At 37.6% G+C, this 26,523-nt stretch carries 23 protein-coding genes and 1 rRNA gene; 18 read left to right on the top strand and 6 right to left on the bottom strand.

Going from position 1 to position 26,523, the window contains the following annotated elements; genetic code table 11:
- The first annotated feature begins 12 nt into the window (after positions 1 to 12).
- Positions 13 to 1,050, top strand: a complete 1,038-nt coding sequence (gene hemE / locus FCI53_RS14435) for a uroporphyrinogen decarboxylase (protein ID WP_138419760.1) — start codon at positions 13 to 15, stop codon at positions 1,048 to 1,050.
- Between the two features lie 15 nt (positions 1,051 to 1,065).
- Positions 1,066 to 1,998 (top strand): ferrochelatase, encoded by a 933-nt coding sequence (gene hemH, locus FCI53_RS14430; protein WP_138419759.1) that lies wholly within the window; start codon positions 1,066 to 1,068, stop codon positions 1,996 to 1,998.
- A 340-nt stretch (positions 1,999 to 2,338) separates the two neighbouring features.
- Here the strand turns inward: hemH and mnmH are convergent, their stop codons facing one another.
- Both mnmH and yhfH read right to left on the bottom strand, forming a co-directional pair.
- Positions 2,339 to 3,391: a tRNA 2-selenouridine(34) synthase MnmH gene (gene mnmH / locus FCI53_RS14425; protein WP_138419758.1), complete on the bottom strand. Its 1,053-nt coding sequence runs from the start codon at positions 3,389 to 3,391 to the stop codon at positions 2,339 to 2,341.
- Between the two features lie 211 nt (positions 3,392 to 3,602).
- A complete protein-coding gene (gene yhfH / locus FCI53_RS14420) occupies positions 3,603 to 3,731 on the bottom strand; it encodes a protein YhfH (protein ID WP_138419757.1) in 129 nt (42 codons plus the stop codon).
- A gap of 109 nt (positions 3,732 to 3,840) precedes the next feature.
- On the opposite strand from yhfH, the gene FCI53_RS14415 reads away from it, so the two are divergent.
- From FCI53_RS14415 to FCI53_RS14405, 3 genes are all read left to right on the top strand, one after another.
- Complete coding sequence (locus tag FCI53_RS14415; RefSeq protein WP_138419756.1) at positions 3,841 to 4,578, top strand: MBL fold metallo-hydrolase; 738 nt, start codon at positions 3,841 to 3,843, stop codon at positions 4,576 to 4,578.
- A gap of 109 nt (positions 4,579 to 4,687) precedes the next feature.
- Positions 4,688 to 5,683, top strand: coding sequence for a lipoate--protein ligase (gene lplA, locus FCI53_RS14410; RefSeq protein ID WP_138419755.1), 996 nt, complete (start codon positions 4,688 to 4,690; stop codon positions 5,681 to 5,683).
- A gap of 780 nt (positions 5,684 to 6,463) precedes the next feature.
- Positions 6,464 to 7,675, top strand: a complete 1,212-nt coding sequence (locus FCI53_RS14405) for a M48 family metalloprotease (protein WP_171038194.1) — start codon at positions 6,464 to 6,466, stop codon at positions 7,673 to 7,675.
- Between the two features lie 148 nt (positions 7,676 to 7,823).
- On the opposite strand, the gene FCI53_RS14400 is transcribed toward FCI53_RS14405, so the two are convergent.
- Entirely contained in the window at positions 7,824 to 8,291 is a 468-nt protein-coding gene (locus FCI53_RS14400; protein WP_138419753.1) for a DUF3939 domain-containing protein, read from the bottom strand.
- A 290-nt stretch (positions 8,292 to 8,581) separates the two neighbouring features.
- On the opposite strand from FCI53_RS14400, the gene FCI53_RS14395 reads away from it, so the two are divergent.
- Both FCI53_RS14395 and FCI53_RS14390 read left to right on the top strand, forming a co-directional pair.
- Positions 8,582 to 9,097, top strand: coding sequence for a competence protein ComK (locus FCI53_RS14395; protein WP_138419752.1), 516 nt, complete (start codon positions 8,582 to 8,584; stop codon positions 9,095 to 9,097).
- A gap of 223 nt (positions 9,098 to 9,320) precedes the next feature.
- Complete coding sequence (locus FCI53_RS14390) at positions 9,321 to 9,749, top strand: hypothetical protein (protein WP_138419751.1); 429 nt, start codon at positions 9,321 to 9,323, stop codon at positions 9,747 to 9,749.
- Between the two features lie 46 nt (positions 9,750 to 9,795).
- Here FCI53_RS14390 and FCI53_RS14385 read toward each other — a convergent pair whose 3' ends face one another.
- Positions 9,796 to 10,173, bottom strand: coding sequence for a YhjD family protein (locus tag FCI53_RS14385; RefSeq protein ID WP_138419750.1), 378 nt, complete (start codon positions 10,171 to 10,173; stop codon positions 9,796 to 9,798).
- A 501-nt stretch (positions 10,174 to 10,674) separates the two neighbouring features.
- Here FCI53_RS14385 and FCI53_RS14380 point away from each other — a divergent pair.
- On the top strand, positions 10,675 to 11,349 hold the full coding sequence (locus tag FCI53_RS14380; protein ID WP_138419749.1) for a TVP38/TMEM64 family protein: 675 nt from the start codon (positions 10,675 to 10,677) through the stop codon (positions 11,347 to 11,349).
- A gap of 403 nt (positions 11,350 to 11,752) precedes the next feature.
- Positions 11,753 to 12,295 (top strand): signal peptidase I, encoded by a 543-nt coding sequence (gene lepB / locus FCI53_RS14375; RefSeq protein ID WP_138419748.1) that lies wholly within the window; start codon positions 11,753 to 11,755, stop codon positions 12,293 to 12,295.
- Positions 12,296 to 12,741: 446 nt separating this feature from the next.
- Here lepB and FCI53_RS14370 read toward each other — a convergent pair whose 3' ends face one another.
- A complete protein-coding gene (locus FCI53_RS14370; protein ID WP_138419747.1) occupies positions 12,742 to 13,881 on the bottom strand; it encodes an MFS transporter in 1,140 nt (379 codons plus the stop codon).
- A gap of 78 nt (positions 13,882 to 13,959) precedes the next feature.
- On the opposite strand from FCI53_RS14370, the gene addB reads away from it, so the two are divergent.
- The 5 genes from addB (at position 13,960) to FCI53_RS14345 (ending at position 22,771) form a co-directional block, all read left to right on the top strand.
- Positions 13,960 to 17,457, top strand: a complete 3,498-nt coding sequence (gene addB / locus FCI53_RS14365; RefSeq protein ID WP_138419746.1) for a helicase-exonuclease AddAB subunit AddB — start codon at positions 13,960 to 13,962, stop codon at positions 17,455 to 17,457.
- The gene (gene addA, locus FCI53_RS14360) at positions 17,457 to 21,188 is read left to right on the top strand and encodes a helicase-exonuclease AddAB subunit AddA (RefSeq protein WP_138419745.1); all 3,732 of its coding nucleotides are present in this window, start codon (positions 17,457 to 17,459) and stop codon (positions 21,186 to 21,188) included. The genes addB and addA overlap by 1 nt, the downstream gene beginning before the upstream one ends.
- Before the next feature lie 413 nt (positions 21,189 to 21,601).
- Complete coding sequence (locus tag FCI53_RS14355; protein WP_138419744.1) at positions 21,602 to 21,949, top strand: DMT family transporter; 348 nt, start codon at positions 21,602 to 21,604, stop codon at positions 21,947 to 21,949.
- On the top strand, positions 21,949 to 22,260 hold the full coding sequence (locus tag FCI53_RS14350) for a DMT family transporter (RefSeq protein ID WP_138419743.1): 312 nt from the start codon (positions 21,949 to 21,951) through the stop codon (positions 22,258 to 22,260). Before FCI53_RS14355 ends, FCI53_RS14350 begins: the two co-directional genes overlap by 1 nt.
- Before the next feature lie 211 nt (positions 22,261 to 22,471).
- A complete protein-coding gene (locus tag FCI53_RS14345) occupies positions 22,472 to 22,771 on the top strand; it encodes a hypothetical protein (protein WP_138419742.1) in 300 nt (99 codons plus the stop codon).
- Positions 22,772 to 22,902: 131 nt separating this feature from the next.
- On the opposite strand, the gene FCI53_RS14340 is transcribed toward FCI53_RS14345, so the two are convergent.
- Positions 22,903 to 23,235, bottom strand: coding sequence for a hypothetical protein (locus FCI53_RS14340; RefSeq protein WP_138419741.1), 333 nt, complete (start codon positions 23,233 to 23,235; stop codon positions 22,903 to 22,905).
- A 133-nt stretch (positions 23,236 to 23,368) separates the two neighbouring features.
- Here FCI53_RS14340 and FCI53_RS14335 point away from each other — a divergent pair, with 133 nt between their 5' ends.
- The 4 genes from FCI53_RS14335 to FCI53_RS14320 form a co-directional block, all read left to right on the top strand.
- Positions 23,369 to 23,701: a PadR family transcriptional regulator gene (locus FCI53_RS14335; RefSeq protein ID WP_138419740.1), complete on the top strand. Its 333-nt coding sequence runs from the start codon at positions 23,369 to 23,371 to the stop codon at positions 23,699 to 23,701.
- Positions 23,698 to 24,333: an HAAS signaling domain-containing protein gene (locus tag FCI53_RS14330; protein WP_138419739.1), complete on the top strand. Its 636-nt coding sequence runs from the start codon at positions 23,698 to 23,700 to the stop codon at positions 24,331 to 24,333. The genes FCI53_RS14335 and FCI53_RS14330 overlap by 4 nt, the downstream gene beginning before the upstream one ends.
- Before the next feature lie 108 nt (positions 24,334 to 24,441).
- Positions 24,442 to 25,911, top strand: a complete 1,470-nt coding sequence (locus FCI53_RS14325) for a DUF4153 domain-containing protein (RefSeq protein ID WP_138419738.1) — start codon at positions 24,442 to 24,444, stop codon at positions 25,909 to 25,911.
- 408 nt (positions 25,912 to 26,319) lie between these two features.
- Positions 26,320 to 26,523: ribosomal RNA gene (locus FCI53_RS14320) — 16S ribosomal RNA — on the top strand; the annotation flags it as partial.

The following is a 26,523-nucleotide window of genomic DNA, read 5'->3' as shown; positions in this document are numbered from 1 at the left end:
GGGTGAAGTGACATGTCCAAAATAATAAATGATACGATTTTAAAAGCATTTAAAGGGGAGAAAACAGATTATACCCCTGTTTGGTATATGCGACAAGCTGGTAGGTCGCAAAAAGAATATCGAGAGTTGAAAGAAAAATACTCTTTATTTGAAATTACGCATCAGCCTGAACTTTGTGCCTACGTGACAAGATTACCAGTCGAACATTATGGTGTGGATGCAGCAATATTATATAAAGACATTATGTCCCCATTACCGGCAATTGGTGTCGATGTGGAGATTAAATCGGGGATTGGCCCTGTTATTGATCAACCGATTCAAAGTTTACGCGATGTAGAAAAGCTCGGTACGATTGATCCAGAATCTGATGTTCCTTATGTGCTAGATACGATTCGTTTGCTCACAGAGGAACAATTAGATGTGCCGTTAATTGGATTTAGTGGAGCACCGTTTACATTAGCAAGTTATATGATTGAAGGTGGACCTTCGAAAAATTATCATAAAACAAAAGCAATGATGTACAGCGATCCGACTACCTGGTTTGCGTTAATGGACAAGCTTGCGGATATGACAATAACCTATGTAAGGGCACAAGTGAACGCTGGTGCCAAGGCGATTCAAATTTTTGATTCATGGGTTGGCGCCTTAAATGCAGCAGATTACCGCTATTATATTAAACCAGTGATGAATCGAATTTTCACAGAATTGAAGAAAGAAGAAGTACCACTCATTTTATTTGGTGTCGGTGCGCGTCATTTAATGATGGAGTGGAATGATTTGCCTGTCGATGTGATCGGGCTTGATTGGAGAATATCAATTAAAGAAGCAAGAAATAAAGGGATCACGAAAACATTGCAAGGAAACTTAGATCCGGCCATATTACTATCGGACTGGCAAACGATTGAAGCACGGACAAAAGAGATCCTTGATGAAGGTAGAGCAAACCCTAGTCATATCTTCAATTTAGGTCATGGGGTAACCCCTGAAATAAAACCAGCCACATTGAAGAAGTTAACAGAATTGATTCATACTTACTCACGAACTATTTAAAAGGAGATGTAGGACATGGCAAAGAAAAAAGTTGGTTTACTTGTGATGGCATATGGCACACCATATAAAGAAGAAGATATTGAACGATACTATACAGATATTCGACACGGACACAAACCTACACCAGAGATGCTCGAAGATCTAACCGATCGATATAAAGCAATTGGTGGGATTTCGCCGTTAGCCAAGATCACCCAACAACAAGCAAATGCGCTAGAAGATAAATTGAACAGTGTGCAAGACGACGTGGAATTTGTTCATTACTTAGGCTTAAAGCATATTGAACCATTTATTGAAGATGCTGTGAAACAAATGGCAGAAGATGGCATTGAAGAAGCGGTATCCCTAGTATTAGCACCACACTACTCAACATTTAGTGTTAAATCCTATAATGGTCGTGCTCAAGCAGAAGCGGACAAGCAAGGCAAACCAACGATTACTTCTGTAGAAAGTTGGTACGATGCACCAGGGTTTATTGACTATTGGGCAGAAGCGATTAAAGGGGAATATGCAAAAATGGACGAGCAAGAACAAGAAAAAGCATGTCTAGTCGTTTCAGCACACAGTCTACCGGAGAAGATTCTTAAAGATGGTGACCCATATCCAGACCAATTGAAAAAAACAGCTGACCTTATTTCTGAAGCAACTGGGATAAAAAATGTTGCCCTAGGTTGGCAAAGTGAAGGAAACACGCCTGATCCATGGCTAGGACCTGACGTGCAGGATCTGACAAGGGATTTATATGAAAAGGAAGGGTATCGTTCCTTTATTTATGCGCCGGTCGGGTTTGTAGCAGATCACCTAGAAGTTCTTTACGACAATGACTATGAGTGTAAAGTCGTATGTGAAGAACTTGGTGCTAACTACTATCGTCCACCAATGCCGAATGCAGAGCCTAAATTTATTGAAACATTGGCTGATGTTGTATTAGATGCGTGGAAAAAATAATATAAAAAATAGCCTATGTGATGAGTGTGCACATGGGCTTTTTTGTGTGAAATAAGCAATGAAAACGAGTGAATTCAACCAATAACGGAATGAGGGACCGTTTCGAAAGGTGAAGGGGTTCGTGGTTCCGCTAATTGGTAAAAATGTGCCTGAAATAGGAAGGAAGCGGTTCGTGAGTTCGCTATTAGGGTGAAAAGTGTTCGAAATCACTAGAAAAATAGCCAATAGCGGAATGAGGAACCGAAACAAAGCCAAAAAAGGTGTTTTTTGTAAAATAACGGAATGAGGAAACGCACCAAACATCGAAGCGGATCCTTATTCCGTTATTTCATATATAAGCTTAACCCTGCATTTGCTTTGCAGATGTCGTTTCAAGCAATGTTTTCAACTTCCAAGTTGCTTCTTGCACATTACTAGCATAAATCGTATAACTGCGTCCTTCAGGATACTGTCTACGTGAATACTCATACATTGGATCATAATAATACTCTAGTAACAAGTGGAATGCTGAAGTATAATTCTCAGCTATTAAGTCTTTCTCTATTTGTTTCGCAATCGGTGTGTGGATCCGGCGTTTAATCATTCGAAATGCTTCCAAAAACTCCTGATAATATTTCCATGGTTGATAGTCTTCAAGAATATTTAAAACTCGTTCTTCTATTGGTATATCAATGAAAATTTGGATTCCATTTTGCTTCTTTTCTAACAGGAAATCGGGTAAAAGCACTTTTCCAATTCGTCTACTTTCTGCCTCGATCAAGATAAAATCAGAGGATTGTAAACGTAATAAATCTTCAAGAAGCAAATAATCAAATGTTGTTTGATTATTTGGTTCAAGACCAATTTGACCAAAAATCGATCCACGGTGTGCTGCAATTCCTTCTAAATCAATCACAGGATAGTCTTGCTGTGCTAATTGGTGTAGAATCATAGTCTTTCCAGTTCCGGTATATCCGTTAAGCGCATAAGTTGTTTGCTTCATTTGGTAGGATTCCAGCATATTCACTACCCACTGTCGATAGCTTCTGATGCCACCTTCAAGTCGGTAAACAGGAATACCCATTAATTCAACCATAGTGGCAGCAGATTTGCTTCGCATTCCCCCACGCCAACAGTAAGTGATAATTGGTTGCTCGATGGCTGCGAATTGCTTTACAAAAACAGGTAATTTTGCTGAAAAAATTTCAAGCCCGCGATCTTTGGCAGCCTGTTGGCTAACCTGTTTATAAATAGTGCCGACTTCTGCTCGTTCTTCATCCGTAAAAACTGGTATATTGATACTACCTGGGATAGTTGAGTGATTGAATTCAGAAGGTGAACGAACATCAATAAATGTTAATCGTTGCTGTTGTCTCCACTTTAATACTTGCTCGAGACTTACATCATGAAACATGGTTTCATCTCCTTGTGTATCATTTCACTAATAAACATGTATATTAAATATGTAAACTGTTTCATTTCTATTATACGTTTTTTAACGCTTATTAGCTAATCTTTCACTTGTTCCTATTTATCTCAGTCTATCGTTTTCTGTTATAATACAAAAAAAACAGCTTTTATAGAAAAAGCTGCCAGAGATAAATGATTAGAGATGAGTTCATATTTTATAGGGCTGGGTGATCGCAGTTGTCACAAATATTGTGGTAACAGTCCGCTTTCTCGTTTATTTCTTCACCGCACTTGGAACACTTTTTTCGTGGTAGATTTCGGAAAAATTCAAGAACATTAATCATTTTGAAAACCTCCATATTGTTTTAGTGTATCTCTATTGTATTACAACAAACATTTAAAATCAACACCCTGTAATATAACAAAGTAAAAAGTTTAAAAAGGAGTGAAAGTATGAAAATTACGATCATTGGTTACTGGGGGGCTTACCCTGAACCAGAAAGTGCAACATCAACGTATTTATTGGAAAAGAATGGATTTACTTGCTTGTTAGACTGTGGTAGTGGTGCATTATCTCGATTACAACGGTTTAAAGATGTGATGGATTTAAATGCGGTAGTATTATCCCATTATCATAATGATCATGTCGCAGACCTCGGTGTGTTGCAATACAGTTGGTTAGTACAAAACACACTACATAACACAGAACAAGTATTACCAATTTATGGACATTCCGAGGACTGGGAAGCTTTCTCGAAATTAACACACCGATTTACAAAAGGGGTTGCTTACGATCCACAAAAGCCATTACAATTGGGCCCATTTACGATAACGTTTTTAAAAACAGCTCATCCTGTTCCTTGTTACGCGATGCGGATTACCGATGGGGAAAAAATCATTGTTTACACAGCAGATACTAGTTATACAGAACAATTAGTAGCCTTTAGTCAGGATGCGGATTTGTTGATTACCGATTGTAGTTTTTACGAAGAACAAGATGGTACGAAAGCTGGTCACATGACAAGTAAAGAGGGTGCGATAGTAGCTAGTAAAGCAAATGTTAAACAGTTGGTGTTAAGCCACCATCCACATTTTGGCAATCGTGATCTACTTGAAACACAAGCAAAGAAATACTTTACAGGTAACATTCATTTAGCACATGAGGGGTTGTCATTTGGTCATGCAGAATAGGAAATAGGTAGCCATAAATTGCCATTCAATTCTGTTTCTTTTATAATAAAAGTTGGGTTGTTAAATTTATTGTATATATTTTCGTGAACATAAAAGGAGTGTAACAAGCGTGAAGTTTATTAGTAATGAAGGCATCACAGATCCACGCATTAATTTAGCGATAGAGGAATATATTTTAAATAACTTTGGTGAAGAAGATACTTATTTGTTATTTTATATTAACGAACCATCTATTATAATCGGAAAAAACCAAAATTCTGTAGAAGAAATTAATACAGACTATGTAGAAGAACAAGGAATTCATGTTGTTCGTCGATTATCTGGTGGTGGTGCTGTTTACCATGACCAAGGAAACTTGAATTTCAGTTTTATTACGAAAGATGATGGGAAAAGTTTCCAAAATTTTGCTAAGTTCACACAACCAGTTGTGGATGCTTTGAATAAATTGGGGGTTCCAGCTGAATTAAGTGGACGAAATGATCTAGCTGCTGATGGAAAGAAAATCTCAGGGAATGCTCAATTTACTACACGTGGCCGTATGTTTAGTCACGGTACATTAATGTTTGATTCGGAAATTGAACATGTCGTGTCAGCATTAAATGTGAATAAAGAGAAAATTAAATCAAAAGGAATCAAATCGATTCGTAGTCGTGTCGGAAACATTATCGACTTCATGGATGAAAAAATGACGATGGCGGAATTTAAAGATTATATTTTACGTTCAATCTTTGATGTGGAAGATGCAGGTGACGTACCCCAGTATAAATTAACGGAACAAGATTGGGAAAACATCCATCAGCTATCAAAAGAACGCTACCAAAAATGGGATTGGAATTTTGGTAAATCACCTAAGTTTAATGTTAAACAATCCCATAAATTTGATGCCGGTCTAGTGGATGTGCGATTGGACGTTAATAAAGGAATGATTGAAAACTGTAAGATTTTTGGGGACTTCTTTGGGATTGGAGATGTCAGTATTATTGAACAAGCACTGACAGGCATTCGTTATGAACGTCAAGCAATTGATGATGCGTTAAGTGATATTGATGTTCCTCATTATCTAGGTAAAATATCAAAAGAAGATTTTGTGCAATTGCTTTATTAATCAGGATATAAAAGTTAATACTTTAAATATGAACATATACATAATCCCTTGCTATTCCTGGCAAGGGATTGCTTTTTGAAGGAGATTTCTTATGTTTAATGACTGTTTTTCACTTGCATATAAGCTATATTATGTGACATAACGTTGCAGCTTCCTCTAAAGAAAGAGTGCTAAAAGTCGCCGCTGCGGAAATACACTACGCTTTCCTGTGGGGGGCTGGTGAGCCTCCTCATTCGTCCCTCATTGCGGGGTCTCACCGATGCCACTAGTCCCACGGGAGTCTCCGTGTATTTCCTCCGCTTTTTGTAGTACTTTGAAGCTTTATAGTACATTGCTTATAACAAATCATAAAATGTGCTTTTTATGTTGGCATGTTGTAACACAATCTTGCGTTAGATCCGTTATTTGTTATTTTTATAAAGTATTTCATCTATTACTAATCAGAAAAATTATACCAGCGAAGGCAGAATACGTAGACTCCTACGGGAACAGCACGAGCTGAAGATCCACTCAGAAGCGATCTTTTTCTGAGTTAGCTGAAGCCGTGCCGCGTGCCTAGCAAGCCGTTAACGGTTTGATGAGGGGGAGCTGAAAGTAAAAGAGATAGTGTAAACTATCCCTTTGAAATCAGTTCTCTACTCTACCGTGGAAAGCGTAGTATTCTGCCGTAGCGAGAATTCAACACTCGTTTCAATCAGAGCGAAAGAAAGCAACGTTATGTCACATAATACAGCAAATACGTCATAAAAGAGTAAGAAAATGTACATAAGGAGGGGTGCTATGAAAAAGGTGATTATTTCTTATTTCATTTATCTTGTCATTATTTGGGGTTATTTCATCTACTTTTATCCGTTGGAAACATTGGCGGATTCCAATTATGGGGCACTTGCACATGCCGTTTACTTTTCAAAACTTCCATTGGAGTGGATCCTTCTCTATGCTCTGATTAAACAAGACTGGTCGTCTCGTTGGGTGAGGTTTATCGAAAAATTCACCAAGTGGGAATGGATCAGAACAGCTTGTTATGCCTTTTTGTTAGTATTTTTCTACGGGCTAATTCGATTTCCATTTAACCTGCTCTGGTTCCGAATCACGCACAGTGAAGGTACCAGCCACCAACCTGCAAACGATTGGTTGTTTGAAATGGGGTTGGATTTGTTATTTTATTGGATCGTTCTTTCGATTGGAATTTATCTAGGACGTATGATTCTTGCAAAATTTAAGCGAATGTGGTGGTTCGTTGTCTGGCTATTGGCTTTACCAATTGCATTATTTGTCGTCTATATTCAACCAGTTTGGATTGATCCATTGTATGAAGATTTCACAGAAATGGAAGAAGGGCCGTTACGAACTGCTATTGAAGATTTTACTACCTCGGTGGGATTAGAGGATGCAACATTACTACAGGTAAATATGAGTGAAAAAGTAACAACATTTAATGCTTATGTGACAGGTATCATGGGGAATGCACGGATTGTTATGTGGGATACAACATTAGAAGGGATGGAACAAGAGGAAATTCTATTTATATTGGCACATGAAATAGGTCATTATGTTAAACATCATGTATACCTTGGGGTAGTGGGCTATCTAGTATTGAGCTTTGTATTGTTGTTTATAGCAGCACAGATTTATAAACGGATTACGCAAACAAAGCGATTTCAACAGAAGTTTCATTCCATTCATGATTTACGGGCAGTGCCTATCTTGTTGCTCATACTTTCGCTACTGCTCACTTTGTCACAACCAGTCTCAATGTATGTGTCAAGACAAATTGAATTATCCGCTGATGCCTATGCAATTGAACATACCGCAAACTTGGAACCAGCAATCGAAGGCTATCAACGAATGGCGAAACAGTCGAAGGGCGATATTGATCCAGTCTTTTGGGTAAAGGCATTTCGTTTTAGTCATCCACCAATGAAAGATAGGATTGAAATGGTGAAAGATGAGATTGAAAAACGTGAAAAAAAGACACCATTCAGTCCGTGATAAACAGAAAAAGTTAACTAATGAGAAACAAGTGGTTGTCACCGCCTGTTAAAGTTCAACAAAGAAAAGTGGCTAGTGTTTACACGTAAACGCTAGCCACTTTTCTTTATTTGATTAAAGGTCATTAGGCTTGCGAACAACTTTGTAGTTAAGAAGGTTTTTTATAGGTAATTAAATATTCGTCGTCTGTAATATAAAATTCATATTTTGGTCGTTCGTCGATTAATTGGAGTTGTTCTAACTTATGAAAGCTAACCTTTTTATATGGGTCGCCATAAATAACGGGTAATTCCCCTTTTTGTTCAACATATTGATCTACTGCTTTTTGAACTCTGTCTAGCTCAATAGCGAGTTGATAATCTTGTTCTTCAAACACTTCATATGTTTCACGAGACATGTAATAGTCTTTTTCTGGGATTGCTTTTAGTATAGGAGATAATAACTGATAATTAATACTTAAATCATCGTTGATTAGAACACTTAACGGAATGTCATTTGGTAGTTGAGAACTGTATTCACGTATCGCTTGTTTTAGTTCAGATAAGGAGACGTCTTTGATGGGACAATGTGCTTTTTTTTCTGGTTTCTTTTTTTTAGAAAGTAGTTTCCCCCACATACTAACCCTCCTTTCTGTTCTTTTATTAAATTCATAAATGTGAAGGTTCGTGAGGATATCAGTAGCTAAGTAGAACATGATTATATTTTCTTATTATAATTATACCAAATTTAATCTACGGATAGGGCGAATTGTGACAAATTTTTGGAATAATCATCGTTTTATATAAAAAAAAATGGTTTTTTGATACATTTATAATAGGTCTTTTGCTTTCATTATGTGATAGTAAATATTTTTTATGTGCAAGGCTGGATTATGACGTTTTTACCTAAATTGAAGGGATGATGAAGATGGTAAATGAAAATTTTTCAATGTATGAAGTGACTCCAAATACACTTGCTTTAATATCCAATAAGATAGATGGTAGGTATGTGACACAGCTTTTAGAAGATCGTGAATATTATTATATTAAGAAGTCTCCAAGTAAAGTAATGGATCTCGCATGTAAATTTTTCGGTAGTAGTTTAAAAGGTAGACAAGACGGAGTGAAGGATATGTGTAACTTTTCTAATAAAGTCCCTATCTGTATTGATCCTTCAAGTGGAATGTATTTTTTTCCTACATCATCGCCTCAAAACGCAAATTGCTCCTGGGTTGCTCATTCCCATATTGATCAAATTAAAAAGTTACGAAGCCAATCGACTCAAATTACGTTTAAAAATGGACAGTCCATTGTCTTAGCTATTTCTCACGGTTCTTTGTTAAATCAAATTCAACGAACGGCTCAATATCGTTATTTACTTGACAAACGGATCAAGTATTTAATGCAAACCAATAATGCGGATATGGTTGCAGAATCTAATTAATGATTTTTTTGTGATTTTTTTCACTAAAATGAAGTAAAAGACCGAATTCTTGAGTTTGTAAACTGTTTATTATGACTACGATCGCTTTTTCGTTTATCTTAAATCATGTATTGGAGTAGTTAAGGCGGGAGAGATCAATTTTTTTGTTTAAAACTGGCACAAACGAAGCAAACTAACAAAATGAAGTCTACATAAAGGAGACGATCAAGAAAGGAGCAGAGTTGTGGATACACTGGTAAATTTCTTAGGCGATCATTCTTTTGTTAGTTTAGCTATAGCTGCTATTGGCATTTTTTTTATTATTGGCTTAGTAAAATCATTGCTTCGCCTTGTAATGGTAGTTGCAGTGATAGGACTGGTTATGGTTGTTTTTTTTGACTTTGAATCCCAAGAAGTGGTGGATAAAGGAAAAAGTTTAGCGGGTATTGGAACAGAAGTTTTGGAGGAAAATGTTAAACCATTTTTAGTTGAACAATTACTAGATGACGACTTTTTGATTCAACAAGAAAATGGTGATACGGTGGTTGAATTAAATAATAAAACATATAAGCTCGATGAATTACTTGACCGCGTTGGACATGAGGAACAGTTAAATGAACTGTTAGATCAATTAAATGAAGATGATAAAAAATTAGTAGAAGAATGGGAATAGAGCGCATGAATAAGCGCTCTATTTTTGTATTCAGACATGATAAAGATTATTCTGTAGTTGATGTTGCTAGTGCTTTAGGCATAAGGTCACTTATGATGTTTTCTACCTTTTTACGGATGGCGGGATTAAAGTAATTTCGCTTTTCCTCTCTTCCCTTACAAATAAATAGATAAGAAGAGAAAGAGTCATTCTTATTTAGTGATACGACTTGTAACTGTTGGTCTGCCATATGCTTACGCAACTCTTGACGTTCCGTTAGTGCTTTCTGTTCCATCCGCTTTAAAAGTTCGATATATGGCTCATTAATTTTAAAAGTAGTTCCTTTCTGGATGCTTTGTATGTCTTGCTGAATCACCACAATTGCCATGGAAAGGAATAAAAAACGTGATGCTAACTCAAATTCTTTTTCGCTGAGATAACGCATGTTCCCCCTCCTAACACGAACGTTTGTTCTATTGTACCCTAAGTATATGCCATTTGAAAACAATTAATACTTAAATTTTTTTCATATTGTTGTTTTTGTCGTGATAAATATAAACTCCGACGTAAGTTTTAGATGAGGTACCTTCCCTCATCTGAATTGGATGTAATGGGGACAGCAGAATTAAGAGTTCGAACTGTCGAGAGAGGCGTTGTCACGACAGTTTGAGGAAAGATTAGGTCTCGTAACTGTCGAGAGCTGCCTTATCAGGGTAGACTGAGCAAATTTAAAACCATGAATCAGCCGCGAAAGTGTAAAATTTTTTTACAGCATTATTTTTGCACTAATCTAATAAAGATTTGGCGAGAAGCTCGAATATGAACTTTACCAAATCTGCTTAAAAAAATTGATTTCTAGGAATTTTAGATTGTTTACTTTAAAATATAATTAGGAAAGATATATATATAGTCATATGTCGGTTATTTATGAGGGGTATGGAAATAGATGTATATATTTAATCTGCAAAATTTAGAAAATATTGATATAGATGAAATTAGAGAGTTAATTGAACATAATCGTTTTGATGATTTAATTGAACAATTGTTACGAACATATGAAAGCTTGGGGCCATTACCGGGTGTGTTGCTTCCGTTGATTGAGGCATTTTTACCTTTTTTGCCATTAGTAGTCTTTGTAATGACCAATGCAGCAGCATATGGTTTACTAGAGGGTTTTCTTTTGTCATGGATTGGAGCAAGTGCGGGGGCGATTTGTGTATTTTGGATTATTAGAAGGTTAGGGCAAAAACGTTTTTTTCGTTGGATCCGAAAAAATAAACAAGTGAGACGTGTAACTGCATGGCTAGAACGACATGGGTTTGGTCCTTTATTTTTATTAATGTGTTTTCCTTTTTCACCATCTGCAGTCATTAATATTGTTGCAGGCTTATCAAAGATCAAGTTTCAACAGTTTGTACTGGCAGTGTTATTAGGAAAAACAGTAATGATTTTTACCATTTCCTTTGTTGGGGATAGTATTGTGTCGTTTGCACAAAATCCGGTGAAAACAATTATCGTGGGGGTTGGGATCTCCTTGTTTTGGATCATTGGAAAATATGTAGAACAACGGTTACAAAATAAAACAAATGGTCAAGAAACGGAAGATGGCGGAAATGATTAAAAGCAAAGAAATATGGGCATTATGATACTGAGAAGTGCTAATTTGTTGAGTTTTTGAATAGGATAAGTATAATAATACGCAAATGAAGTCTTTGGGGGAAGGCTCGTTTGTTAAACATTTAGCATGAGGCAACCGTTCGTAAGATTCACGCTTCAAAACATGAAATGAAACGAAGGTGTTTTCGCGGGAGTTAACGGACACCAACATTCGATTGGTGCATGCTAATACTCAGTGGAGGAAGTGCAAAAGTCCCCACTGAGCGAAGTTTTACTTTATGTAGGAACGTATTTAAAATGCGTAAAGTAAAGTACATGAAGGGGTTTTTATAATGAGGGTTCGTGTATTGAACTCCTGTTTCGGGAGAATTCGCAATTTTCTAACATAGAACTTTGGGGGAAAGTGAATGAAAAAATTAAAAGTAAGTTTTGTGGTCCGTGCAATTGTTGTTGCGTTTGTATTGGCGATATTTTTTCGTTCCTATTTGTTTGCTAGTTATGTAGTTGATGGAAAATCGATGGAACCAACATTGCATGATGGTAATTTGTTAATGGTTAATAAGGTTATTTATGATTTTACAGACATTCAGCGGTTTGATGTAATTGTTTTTCATGCTAATGAACAAGAAGACTATGTAAAAAGAGTGATCGGAGAACCTGGAGATCATATTGCGTATCAAGACGATCAGCTATATATTAATGGGGACAAAGTAGAGGAAGATTACCTAGAACCATTCCGATCAGAAGGTGAACTCTTAACGAAGGATTTTACATTAGAAGAAGTAACAGATGGAACGGATCAAGTTCCTGAAGGGAAATTATTCGTGCTAGGTGATAACCGTAATAAAAGCTTGGACAGTAGATATTTTGGATTTATAGATGAAGAGAATGTTGTAGGGAAAGTGGATGTTATCTATTGGCCTGCAACAAATATTGCACTGCCTAACTAAATAAGAAAACAAAAAAATGTGCCTGCACAATTGTAAGCGTTTACCTTGGTGTGAGCACATTTTATTTGTCTGATTTAGAGATTTCTGCTTGCGTCGTAATAACTATAGAATCTGACGTAACTTTATCACGATTCCTTCTATTCTTAATAAAATGAGTGGTGTTATTGTCGCTGCTGAAATACACTACGCTTTGGTGTGTGTATCGTAATTTTATAGCTTTTTGCTTGATTTTATGACACAGAATCAATTTTCTCGTAAGTAACAATGTACTCAGACTCAGCTATTGCTTTAGGTATCTTATCTGACGTTAATCAGAACACCACTACAGCGGAGTATTCTACCGAAGCGATCGTTTAGCACTCAATTAAAATCAGGAAAAGTAATTTTACAAAAATTAGTTACGTCGGAGTTTCTATCAAATATGAGCTATCGATACAAGCCATCACTCATTCACTAGGTAACCATTTAGTAAAAAGTGATAGCGCAAGAAATCCAATTGGAATTATCACAAGTACAGTAGTAAACGGAAGGTAAGTTGCCAATGTAGATCCGAAACTAGCGCCAGTTAATAGGACAAAAGAATATAGTGCAATAGCTGTTGATTTATATGTGCCCACAGCGTTCTGCCCTACAAGTAGCACAACCATTGGAATCGTCAGTGAGGTCGACACAATCATCATAAAGGAAGCGAACAAAATCGTTGCAACATTTAGCGAAATTAGTGTTGGTCCAAACCCAATCACCATTACCCCTAACTGAACCCTCAAGACTTGAATCGCTCCAAAACGTTGGATCAATCGCTTGGAGAAAAAAGCAGGGAAGATACCAATTAAGCTAATCATTCTAAATAATTGGACAGAGAAAGGGAAGTCGTTCCAGTTATTATAAATAAAAATTTCAAATGAGCCATAAAAAACCATCACGGTTAATAATAGGAAAAAGGCAATAATATAAAGCTTTTGCAATGCGGGATGCTTAAAACATGATAAAATAGAAGAGAATATGTTTTTCGAGCGAGTATGTGATTGAAACGTTGTTGGACGCAAATGTAACAGCATACCTATCAAACAGGTCACATAAAAACAAAAAAATGCGATAAAAACAGCTTGATAGTGAAAGGAATTAGCGAAAAAAGCTGCAATCATTTGCCCAAATACACCGGCAAATAAAAAACCTGTGTTAATTAAGGCAATGACAAGTGCTTGTAAAGAACTTTTGAAATAGGCAAAACAATACGCATACGATACAGGAGCAAAACTGGCCGCTACAATTCCTTGGACTACACGCAGAGCAATTAAGCTATTGATGGAATCCGCGAAAGTTAGCAGGCCGGTAACAGCCGTTAATATCGTCATACCGACTAATAAAATCGTTCGGGGTGGAAAGTGATCGGCTAGAATCCCAAAGAATAGTAAACCGAACGCATATGGAAGCACAAACAGGGTGCTTGCTAAGGAAACATAGTTTAGCGAGACCTGATGGATATCAGCTAGCAACGGTTGTAGTGGGATCATCACATAAATGCTGCTTGCAACAAAGATTGAACAATAAACCAATACGCTAGCGGTAGTGATTTGCTTTGTCATCAACTCACCTCGACATAGTAAACTATTGTACTATATGAAATGAAAAAAATGATGTGAAAGATCAGAAGGAGGAGCCTTATGGGGATTCGATTTTTACTAGGAAAAGCCGGTACGAATAAAGGGGACCAATGTTTACAAGAAATGAAGCAAAAGTTAATAGATAACCCTCAAGGTTCGCCGATTATTTATATCGTGCCAGATCAAATGACGTTTCAACAAGAATATGCGTTACTGCAAGATGAGCAGTTAAATGGAACAATTCGTGCTCAAGTGTTTAGTTTTTCACGGCTAGCTTGGCGTGTATTGCAAGAAACTGGTGGGGGAACAAGAAAGTTTATTAGCTCAACTGGTATTCAAATGATGCTTCGTAAAATAGCAGAAGAACGAAAATCGGATTGGAATGTATTTCAAAAGGCGATTGAGAAACAGGGCTTTATGGAACAATTAGAGTCGATGATTACCGAGTTTAAACGGTACCGGATAACACCTGAGATGCTAGCCTTACAAATAACGGAAATGGATCAGTTTCAACATAAATACAACGGTGAAGTTGCACTAAAAAATAAGTTAGAAGATTTAAGTTATGTCTATGAGCGACTAGTCGACCAGTTGAAAGATAACTACATTGATAGTGAAGATCAACTGCAACAGTTGGCAGATAAAATAGAGGAAGCGGACTTTTTAAGTGATGCAGAAATTTACCTTGATGGTTTCCACCGTTTCACCCCACAAGAACTATTAGTGGTAGAGGCATTGATGAACAAAACGAAACAAGTAACGGTAACATTAACGCTTGATGAACCAGAACAAAGAGAAGTATCGGAATTAGATTTATTTAACCAAACGAAAGAAACGTATCAAAGCCTTCTAGACATAGCAGATGCCAATCAAGTACCAGTCGATGAAACAAAGGTGCTCAATCCAGCTGATGGCATTTTTCATGACCGACCATATTTTCATCATCTCGAAACTTATTTTGATAAAAGACCAGCACCAACCTATGATGGCGATGTACCGATTCAAATTGCACAAGCCGTCCACCCAAGAGCAGAGGTGGAAGGTGTCGCTCAAGAGATTCTTTCGTTAGTACGAGATAGAGATTATCGGTATCGCGACATCGCAGTGTTAATACGAGAAACAGATGTGTATCATGATTTGATCGATACGGTTTTTCGTGATTACGGGATTCCTGTGTTTATTGATGAAAAACGGACAATGATGAACCACCCATTGATCGAATTGATTCGGTCTGCTTTAGATGTAGTCGAAGGAAACTGGCGCTATGACGCGGTCTTTCGTCTGTTGAAAACAGGTTTTATCCCAACTAGTGATTCGCGTTTTCCGCTTGATGAAGATGCGATTGATGATTTAGAAAACTATGTATTAGAATATGGGATTCGTGGTCGCAGTCGTTGGTTTGGAGAAAAACAATGGATTTTTCAGCGATTCCGTGGTTTTGAGCAAGCCTCCCAAACCGACCAAGAAAAAGACATGCAACAACGAATCAATCGCTATCGCGCGCAAGTGGTTCGTGCTTTACAATCTTTTGATGAAGACATTAGACAAGCAGAAACAATCCGTGCCAAGGCAACGGTGCTATTTGAATGGCTTGAATCGATTAATGCTTCAGGACAACTAGAAGACATGCGTGCGTTATTGGATGAACAAGGGCGAATTGAACGCGGCCGTGAACAAGAACAAGTATGGGATGCAGTCATTCAACTGCTTGATGAGATGGTGGAAGTTGCTGGTGATGAGCGGATGTCCTTGCAAGTATTCCAAACAACCATCGAGACAGGGTTTGAATCGTTAACCTTTGCCCATGTTCCTCCAAGTATGGATCATGTCGTAACGGCGACGATTGACCGTTCGAGAATTAGTGGGATTAAGTGTTCATTCTTGTTAGGGGTCAATGAAGGTATATGGCCGATGAAACCAGGTGCTGATGGCTTAATTTCGGAAGAAGAAAGAGAATTGTTGGCAGAACATGGCATGAAGCTTGCAGAAGGTAGTACGCGCCAACTTCTTGATGATTGGTTTTATATTTATTTAGCATTTACATCAGCACAAGATAGGTTGTGGATTAGTTACCCATTAAGTGATGAAGCAGGAAAGTCAAAAGTGGCCTCACAGCTCATTAAGCGTATCGAAGATTTATTCCCTGCTTGTAAGGATCAATTGTTGTTACAAGACCCAGAGGAAATGGTCGATGCCAAACGTTTTGTGACGACACCAGCGAAAACAAGATCAGCCCTAACTTCACAATTAGCAAGAAAACTACGGAATTATCCTGTCGATGACATTTGGTGGAATGTGCTAAACTGGTATATTCACCATGAGGAGAAGCGTGGTACGACTAATAAAATTTTACAAAGTTTATTTTATAAAAATGAACCAAAAGATCTTTCTGAGGATACGGTTGATCAAATTTATCCAAAACAAATTAAAGCGAGTGTATCACGACTGGAAATGTACCATCGTTGTTCCTATCAACATTTTGCGCGCTATAGTTTAGGATTAGAAGAACGTCGTACCTATAAATTGGATGCACCAGATATTGGTCAATTGTTCCATGAAGCATTAAAACAAATTACCGAATGGATTCAACAAGAAGGTAGAGATTTTGCTGATGTGAATAAACAAGATGCGCAACAATATACCGGGAGAGCGGTTCAAAACTTAGCACCAGTATTGCAGCATCAAATCTTGCACAGTTCGAATCGTTATCAATATATTCAACAAAAACTACAAGAAATCATTGCACGAGCGGCGTATGTGTTAAGTGAACAATCCCGTAAAAGTAAGTTTTCACCTGTAGGGTTAGAATTAGGGTTTGGCTTTGGTCAAGGTGAACTCAAACCAACAACCCTACAGCTTCCAAATGGTTTTGAATTGATGTTACGAGGACGTATTGATCGTGTCGATCGAGCACAGACAGATGACCAACTATTTTTACGAATCATTGATTACAAGTCTAGTGCGAAAGGATTAAACTTGGTAGAAGTCTATTATGGGCTAGCGTTACAAATGCTTGCTTATTTAGATGTTGTTTTATCCAATTCGGAGAGTTGGTTAGGGTTGAACGCAACACCAGCAGGGGTGCTCTATTTCCATGTGCACAACCCAATGATCTCTGAGAATAAAAAGCTTGATGACTTAGAAATTGAAAAAGAAATGTTTAAAAAGTTCAAGATGCAAGGGTTGTTAATGGAAGATGAACAAATTGTGAAAATGATGGATACAAGTCTTGATACTGGCACCAGTCAAATGATTCCAGCAGGACTTAAAAGAGATGGTGACTTTACGAAAAGCTCGAAAACAGCAGGACAAGAAACATTTACAGAATTGCAAGGCTATATCCGCGACTTAATGGTTCGTGCGGGGATGGATATGACAAGTGGTGCGGTTCATTTGAATCCATATCAACAGAACCAACAAGTCGCATGTACGTATTGTCCGTTCCGGTCTGTCTGTCAGTTTGACCCAACACTAGAAGAAAATAATTATCGTAAATTACAACCGATGAAAGATGAAGACGTGTTAGATGCCATTAAAAGAAGAAAGGAGGAAGGCTGATGCCTCAGTGGACAAAAGAACAAGAACAGGCAATTTATACAAGTGGGTCGGACATTTTAGTAGCGGCAGCGGCAGGATCAGGTAAGACGGCTGTTTTGGTTGAACGAATTATTCAAAAACTGTTAAATCGAGATAATCCAGTTGATATCGATTCCTTATTAGTCGTTACCTTTACCAATGCTGCAGCCCAAGAAATGCGAAATCGTGTTGGACAAGCATTAGAGGCTGCGTTAGAGGCGAACCCTTCTTCCACTCATTTGAAAAAACAGTTGTCCTTATTGCAACGCGCATCAATTTCTACATTACATTCGTTTTGCATGGATTTAGTAAGAAGGTATGCTTATTTATTGGATATCGACCCAGGCTTTCGAATTGCCGATGACATTGAAGCCGATATGATTCGTCAGGAAGTGTTAGAAGATTTATTTGAAGAATGGTACGGAAAAGAAGGGGAAGAACAACAAGCATTTTTTGCGGTGGTGGATCGGTTTTCGAATGACCGAAGTGATCTGGAAGTAGAAGAACTCATTTTACAACTATATGATTTTGCCACCCAAAATCCTTGGCCTAATCAATGGTTAGAGCAAATGGCTGACATGTATGCAATCCCAGAAGATATTGACGAATCATCGATTGAATGGTTAAAGCTTTTAAAACGGGAAGTTACCAGCCAATTACAAGCAATTCGAGCAGAAGCAGAGGCAGCGCTTGAAGTGACAAGAGAGCCGGATGGTCCGTATCACTATGCTGAGGCAATTGATGCTGATTTTGCCATGATAGATGAAGCGAGTGCCAAGTTAACAATGTCGTGGGATGATGTACAAGAAGTGTTTACAAATGGCAAATTTAAAGCATTGTCTCGTAAAAAAGTGGAGTGTGACGAAGCGAAAAAGGAACAAGTGAAAGACTTGCGTAAGAAATATAAAAAACGTTGGGAGGATCTAACGAAAGACTGGTTCTCAAGAAAACTTTCTTCTTATTTGGAAGACATGCGCGCTCTTTATCCAACGATTAAACAATTAACGATACTCGTAAAAGAGTTTAAACGACGTTATGGACAGCAGAAAAAAGAAAAAGCGTTAGTTGACTTTTCCGATTTAGAGCACCATGCGTTAGAGATTTTACTAGATGATAAGTCAACTGATACAAATCTGATTCCGTCCGATGTTGCGCAAGAATTGCAAAAACGGTTCTCGGAGATTTTAGTGGATGAATACCAAGACACCAACCTTGTGCAAGAGACATTGATTTCATTACTTGCAGACCAGCAAGGAAACGGCAATCGTTTTATGGTAGGGGATGTGAAGCAAAGTATTTATCGTTTTCGTCATGCCGAACCATCATTATTTATAAACAAATACAAACAATTCTCATCTGAGGATGTTCCTGCTAAACGAATTGATTTAGCTCGTAATTTTAGAAGTCGTGAACAGGTGCTTTCTGCAACCAACTACATTTTCCGTCAGCTCTTAAATGAAGAAGTTGGAGAAATGAATTATGAGAAAGACGCGGAACTTATTTATTCCAATACGATTTACGATCAATTAACATTAGATGATACTGATGCTGAGCTGTTAATTATTGATCGGGAAACAACTGAGGAAGAGTCACAAGAAGAAGCAAGTGGTGAAGAAAGCTTTGAAGATTTAGAGAAAGCACAAATTGAAGCTCGTGCATACAGTAAGATGATTCGCAAGTGGATTGGCCATGATCAAGAAGCACCGATGCAAGTAGTCGATAAAGGAACCGATACACAACGTGACTTGCAGTATCGTGATATTGTGATTTTGCTTCGTTCGATGACATGGGCACCAACGATCACAGAAGAGTTAAAGCAACAAGGGATTCCTGTGTATGCGGAATTGTCTAGTGGTTACCTTGAGGCGATTGAAATTAAAATCATGATTAGTTTATTGAAAGTATTGGACAATCCAAAGCAAGATATCGCCTTAGCTTCCGTATTACGCTCGCCAATTGTTGGTCTTGATGAAGAAGATTTAGCACAAATTCGTTTAGCTAAAAAACGTACGTCGTATTACGAAGCGTTAACAACCTTTGCTAAGCAAACAGAAAATGAAGAAAAGAAGCGACAAGTGGAACAGTTTTTAACACAAGTAAAAGACTGGCGCCTGCGAGCTCGTCAAGGTTCTCTGTCGGAATTGATTTGGCATATTTACCGGGAAACAGGTTACTACGACTTTGTCGGAGGCATTCCAGGTGGTAGACAGCGCCAAGCGAACCTGCGAGCACTATATGACCGTGCGCGTAGTTATGAAGCAACCTCATTCCGTGGCTTGTTCCGCTTCTTGCGTTTTATTGAACGGATGGAAGAAAACGGTGATGATCTTGGGGCAGCAAGAGCACTTGGTGAACAAGAAGATGTTGTTCGGATTATGACGATTCACAAAAGTAAAGGGCTTGAGTTCCCTGTTGTCATTTTAGGAGCAATGGATAAACAGTTTAACCAACAAGATCTTCGCCAGAAATATTTACTTCATAAGGATTTAGGGTTTGGGAGTAAATATATTGACCCGAACAAGCGGATCATGTATCCAACGCTTGCTTATCATGCATTAAAACAGGCGAAGCAGCGAGAATTATGGGCAGAAGAAATGCGAGTGCTATATGTGGCGATGACCCGAGCAAAAGAAAAACTGGTGATGGTAGGAAATGTTGCCTCATTTGAAAAGAAACAGGAGAAGTGGAACCAAGTAATTGACCATCATGATTGGGTGTTACCACCACACCACCGTCTAGATGCGAAGACGTATTTAGATTGGGTTGGACCGGCTTTGATTCGACATCAACAAAATAATGCATTGCGTACGATTGATGTTAATGTGCAAGTTCCTGAAGATATTCGTGAAGATTCGTCGAAGTGGCGAGTGCAGCTTATCCATGGCAGTCACTATACGAATATGGATGAGGAACAAGAACGAGAAGAACAAGCAATGCAACAAACGATTCAAGAGTGGACACCAATGGAGAATGCAGATGCTACTTTAGATGAAGAGGTGGAAAAGCGTCTAAATTATACGTATCCACACTATCATGCATCGATTTATCGTGCCAAACAAACGGTTACCGAGATCAAACGTCAGCGAGAAGTGAAAGATGAATATAGTGATCTCACGCTTGTACAACCATATCAAGCACCAATTGTCAAAAGGCCGGCATTTATGCAAAAAGAAAAGAAAATGACCGCAGCCGAAAAAGGGACGGTCATGCACACTGTGATGCAACATTTACCATTAACGAAAAAATGGTCGAGTACGGAAATTAACGAACATGTCCAACACATGGTGACCAAAGAAATTTTAACGCAAGAAGAAGCAGATGTGGTGGATGTAACGGCAATTACGCAATTTTTTGAGACAGAAATAGGTCAGCTCATGATTCAATCAAATGAGGTCCACCGCGAAGTGCCTTTTAGTTTTACATTGGAAGCAAATGAGGTATATACAAACTGGGAAGATGAGACAGACGAAAGAGTATTTATTCAAGGGGTAGTAGATTGTTTAATCCCGGTAGAAAACGGCTGGATTTTATTAGATTATAAGACAGACACCGTCCCTTCTGACATGACACCTGAACTTGAACAACAATTAAAACAAAGGTATCAAGTACAATTAGATTTATATACTAGAGCGTTAGAGGATATTTGGAAACAACCAATCAAACAGAAGTATTTATATTTCTTTGATCAAGCATTAATGGTGGAAGTGCAATAAAAATAAGGTGAAAAGCACATGGCTTCAGTTGGAAGTCATGTGTTTATTTACACATGTATAAAGTGTATTTGTTGCAACAAATCTGAAGGGTTTTTATAATCGCTCTTTTTGCAATCTTTGTTGTTTTTTATTACGCATTAGCTATATACTACGCAGTAACTTCTTCTGGTTTTATGGTTTGGAGCAAATCCAGGGCATGTTTAGAGCGTAATCGTTTACTGCCTTCACGATTCAGAGCAGATCCAGGGGCTTAGGCCTTGGCCCATACGAGATGGAGTGTTCTGCCTAAGTGACTTCATAGCGTTCTTTTCAATTAGTGTAAACAAGAGATACTGAACAGTATAAAGCTTCTGTGCAGCAACAATCTTTTAAAAATGAGTCTTTATAATGGAAATTCATCAAAGGAGAGTAATATGAACAAGTATTGGTTTTATGTTATATTGGCCGCATTATTTGAGATCTATTGGGTTGCGGGTTTGAAACACTCGGAGAGCATTCTAGAGTGGGGCATAACAATAGTAGCGATCACTGCTACATTTTTCTTATTACCTGTTGCTGCAAAGTACCTTCCAATCGGTACAGTTTATGCCGTGTTTGCCGGTTTAGGTACAGCGGGAACGGTAATTGTTGAAATTGTTGTTTATGGTGAACCGTTTCAATTTATGAAAGTATTTTTGATTAGTACACTTTTAATTGGGGTAATTGGATTAAAAATGGTATCAAATGAACCCGCTAAAAGTGAACGTAAGGAAGTGACGTAATGGCTTGGTTAGCAGTATTAGTAGCGGGTGTTTTTGAAGTGATTGGTGTTATGAATATTAAGCGGTTGGCAATGAAAAAATGGGATGCCCTCGTTATTCTGATTGTTACATTTGGATCAAGTCTTGCCCTTCTATCATATGCGATGCAGACGTTGCCAATGGGTACTGTCTATGGTGTTTGGACTGGAATCGGTACAGCAGGATCAACAATAATGGGAATGATGCTCTACGGAGAACCGAGAGACTGGAAAAGATTGTTGTTTATTTCCATGATCCTTGCCTCGGCAGTGGGGTTGAGGTTGATTACGTAAGAAGAAACGAACAAATATCATGCATATTAGCACGGGAATAAGAGTATGATTTGTTATGATCAATTATAATAGTAATTACCTTTTGTTAATCCTCCACTTCAACTAAAAGTGGAGGATATGCTATAGTGAAATGATGATAGGGAGTGTTGTGAAATTCACTGCATGAAGTTCCCCTTTTATAAGAAACTAGACCATGAGGAGAGTGTTAGCTTTGTTTATTAACGAAGTAAAGAACCTACAGTTTTTTAGTAAATTATCGTTGAACCATGTAGAGGACCGTCTGCTACTCACCGCAGATTTTCCGAAAGAATTTTTAGTAAAGAATCAACTTGAGCAGCCATTTTTATACGTAACCTTGTATGTACGTGGTGGAGCAATTGTGAAAATCATTGACGAGGCAACAGCGCAAATTTATACGCCATCCAAAAAAGACTTTGCACCAGAAACATACAATCAAATCATTCGGTTTGCAATGGAACATGCACCACAATTCAAACGCCTTGTGAAATAACTGTTTATTAGCAACAGAAAAGCACATGATCATGATGACCATACGCTTTTTTGGTTAGCTATGCTAGATGTTTCTTTAAGAATTTAGCATGTCCGTATAAACTTTAATTTCGTTTTCTTTTTGGAAAAATCCTATCTTTCTAAAAACCTTTCATAAGTAAGATAGGAATATAGTCGGTATCCAACAGGAATCAACGCCAACAAAGCACCCCATTTAAAGGCCCCATCTGCAACGATGCTCCAACCAATCGCTACGAGCAAACTGACGATTGCTAAAAACGTACCAGAAAACCCGTTAAGTGGTTGGTTATCTAAAAATAGTGTTTTTGCACCTTTTAAATCCTTGGCATAACAATCGACATGATAGGGGAGAACTTCTAATAAAAACGTGGCAGTTACTAAATCACCACGAAAAGTTATTTCTCCGTGGCACTTCTCACAATAGACGGATTTGTTAGTTGACATATGTATCACTCCTTTGCTTTACAATTCTTCCTATAATCCTTATATTATCAGAAAATTATTGACAGTGCTTGCAAACGAAAAGAAAATCCTATATGCTAACACTATACCTTTTAATTCTAGGTAGGTGAAAATATTGTTTAATCGTGAATTAGTCAAAGGCAGTACCTCGTTACTTGTGTTGCAATTATTGAATGAGCGAGATATGTATGGATATGAACTTGTGAAAGAAATGGATAAACGAAGTGACCATCATTTTCAAATTAAAGAAGGGACCCTTTATCCAGCATTACATAAGTTACAAAAACAAGCGTATATCGAATTTTATTGGCAGGAACAACCAAAAGGCCCTGCACGTAAATACTATCGAATCACGGCTGAGGGGCAAGAAATCTTAGAAGAAAAAACGAGTGAGTGGCACCGATATGTTCAAGTGATGAATAACTTGATCAGGAGAAATGAATCATGAGTGTTGCGGAACACGACTTTCTGAAACAGTTAGATCAATCGCTAGGCAATTATCCGAATAAACAAGAAATATTGATGGAATATGAAACGCATGTCCATGAAATTTCCCTAGAAATCGGAAAACAAGATGATTCGGTAAAGTATAAGCAAATTGAACAGCGACTTGGCTCACCTGAAGAGATCGCGAAAGTATGGTCCCAGGAAGTGTCCATTACACCAAAACGAACGCAGTGGTTGTTTGTTGGGTTCAATGTCTGTTTATTTATAGGCGGAGCTGTGCTAACTTTTTTATATAATTATTTTAATTGGAGCTGGGTGGAAATTATTTGGGTAAACATGACCGACATTCCGAACCTCATCATTATGGTTTATTTCGTGTTCTGGGGCTTGTTGGGCTATGAAATTGGTAAGGAGTTCGGATCGCAGGGAAAAAGGTTTTTGCGTAAGACCTTCTTCATTTCGATTATACCGAATCTTGTTTTGATGAATTTAACTGTTTTTCAATTGATTCCAACTTCTTGGTTTCAGCCGTTATTAAGTATTCCATTTATTTTAGCGTGTATCGTTTGTACAGCTTTTTTGTATCCTGTCTGTTTACTGGGATATCGATGGGGGAAGAAATTATCGGTTTAAAGAGGAGATACTGTTTGAAAATTGAAGTGGTATCTCCGTGAATATTTTTTTAATCAAATACATAGAAAAACTATGTACGTAGATATTCTTTAAAGGTGGAGGATTAAAATGGTTCAATATGTAAAGAAGAATGAAGTGTGGTTTTTAATTGTTTGCTTAGGTTTAGCGCTGCTTGCTGAATGGAGTTTCTTTCACGGAGAAATAGGAGTGTCTTATTTAGTGTTTATTACTGGGTTTTATGTTGTGTTCTTTTTACGATTTCGTAAGGTAACATTCACACATCGACGGATTGGCTTGTTAGTGATGGTATCAATATGGTTATTATCTGCAAGCTATTTAATATATGACAGTACGTTTTTTAATCTGTTAAATATTCTAGTCATTCCAACACTTATCATCTTTCATATCATTCTAGTAACTTCAGCAAAACAATTACAATGGTATCGGCCAAAGATGGTCCAATTATTATTGGAAAAAATAGCTACTGGATTTCGATATAACTTAGTTTTTTTGAATCGTTGTTTCAAGCAAGTGTTTAAGAAAATGGATGAACAAGTAGCGAACACGGTAAAACGAATACTAATTGGATTAGTGATTGGTATACCATTATTAATCGTCGTAACTTCTTTACTTATGTCTGCTGATGCGGTGTTTGAGGAATTTATTGGGGCGGTACCACGGTTTATTTTACAATTAGATTTTCAAGAACAACTAATTCGATCCATGATTGTGATCTTCTATTTATTTGGTTTCTTTGGTTTATTTCAAGTGCTGACCGAGCCAAGACAGTCTGCCAAACAGTTGACGGAACAAGCAAATGACCAAAAGAATTTTGATGGGGTCGTTACCCTTACTATTCTGTTACTTCTAAATACGATATATCTCTTGTTTACTGTTGTACAATTCACCTATTTCTTTGGGGATGGATTAGAGGAAGGGTATACTTATGCAGAGTATGCTCGGAAAGGGTTCTTTGAGCTAATTGTTGTTACGTTGATGAATTGGGCAATACTAATTACATGTTTGACGAAAGTGAGAACGCAGGGTCTACGATTGAAACGGACACTAAACATAATGTATTCTATTTTAGTGATAGTTAGTACGATCATGCTTGCTTCAGCTTATCAGAGGTTGAGTTTATATGAGACTGCCTATGGGTTTACGTTTGATCGAATTCTAGCACATGCCTTTATGATCTTTTTAGTAGTGATTTTTGCGTATACTTTCATACGAATATGGCTTGAAAAGTTATCGTTACTACATTTTTATTTCATAACAAGTCTGTTGTTTTATACAGCTTTAAATGTCATTCCTTTAGAGCGGATCATTGTAACGAATAATATGGAACGCTATCACCAAACAGGGCGGATCGACATTGAATATTTAAACAGACTTTCATACGCGGGTGTCGATGGTCTGATAGATTTGTATCACGACAAGCCAGATTATCCAAGATTGAAACAACTGTTAGAACATCAGCAACAATCTCTTACAAAGCAAAAATCGAATTGGCAGTCTTATAATATAAGTGAACAGAGAGTAAAAGAAAGGCTTATGGATTTACAATTCGATAAGTAAAGTAAGTGTAAGAGTAAATGGGGATGTTTTTTAGACTGGCAAAAAGTAGATAGTGCTTTTCCTAGATAAAAATATAAATAGGTGATATATTATTAATCCCTTCGTTGATGAAAAAAAGAAAACGAAAAAGTTGTTGACATTTTTTTGATCATGCGATATATTATTAGAGTTGCTTAAAACGACAAGGACAAAGCGGATTATGATTATCGAAAAAAGTTATTGACAAGTAATGCTCAAATTGGTATAATTAATTCTGTCGCCAAAACGGCAGCGGGATTTGATCTTTGAAAACTGAACAAAACAACCAGTATGAAACAGATTGGGTAAGACGTTTCATCTAATTGAAACGATTAACCTTGAATCAATTTTTGAAAGCTAGTTTTTGTATGAGTGAAAGATACTCTTTCTATTATGGAGAGTTTGATCTTGGCTCAGGACGAACGCTGGCGGCGTGCCTAATACATGCAAGTCGAGCGCGGGAAGCTAGCAATCACCCTTCGGGGTGTGCGCTTGTGGAACGAGCGGCGGACGGGTGAGTAACACGTGGGCAACCTGCCTGTAAGATTGGGATAACTCGCGGAAACGTGAGCTAATACCGGATAATACTTTTAT

This window comes from Aquibacillus sediminis (assembly GCF_005870085.1).
In the GTDB taxonomy this organism is placed as follows: Bacteria; Bacillota; Bacilli; order Bacillales; family Amphibacillaceae; genus Aquibacillus_E; species Aquibacillus_E sediminis.
The sequence above is the reverse complement of the archived record's forward strand: the minus strand, read 5'-3'. Positions and strand labels throughout refer to the sequence as shown.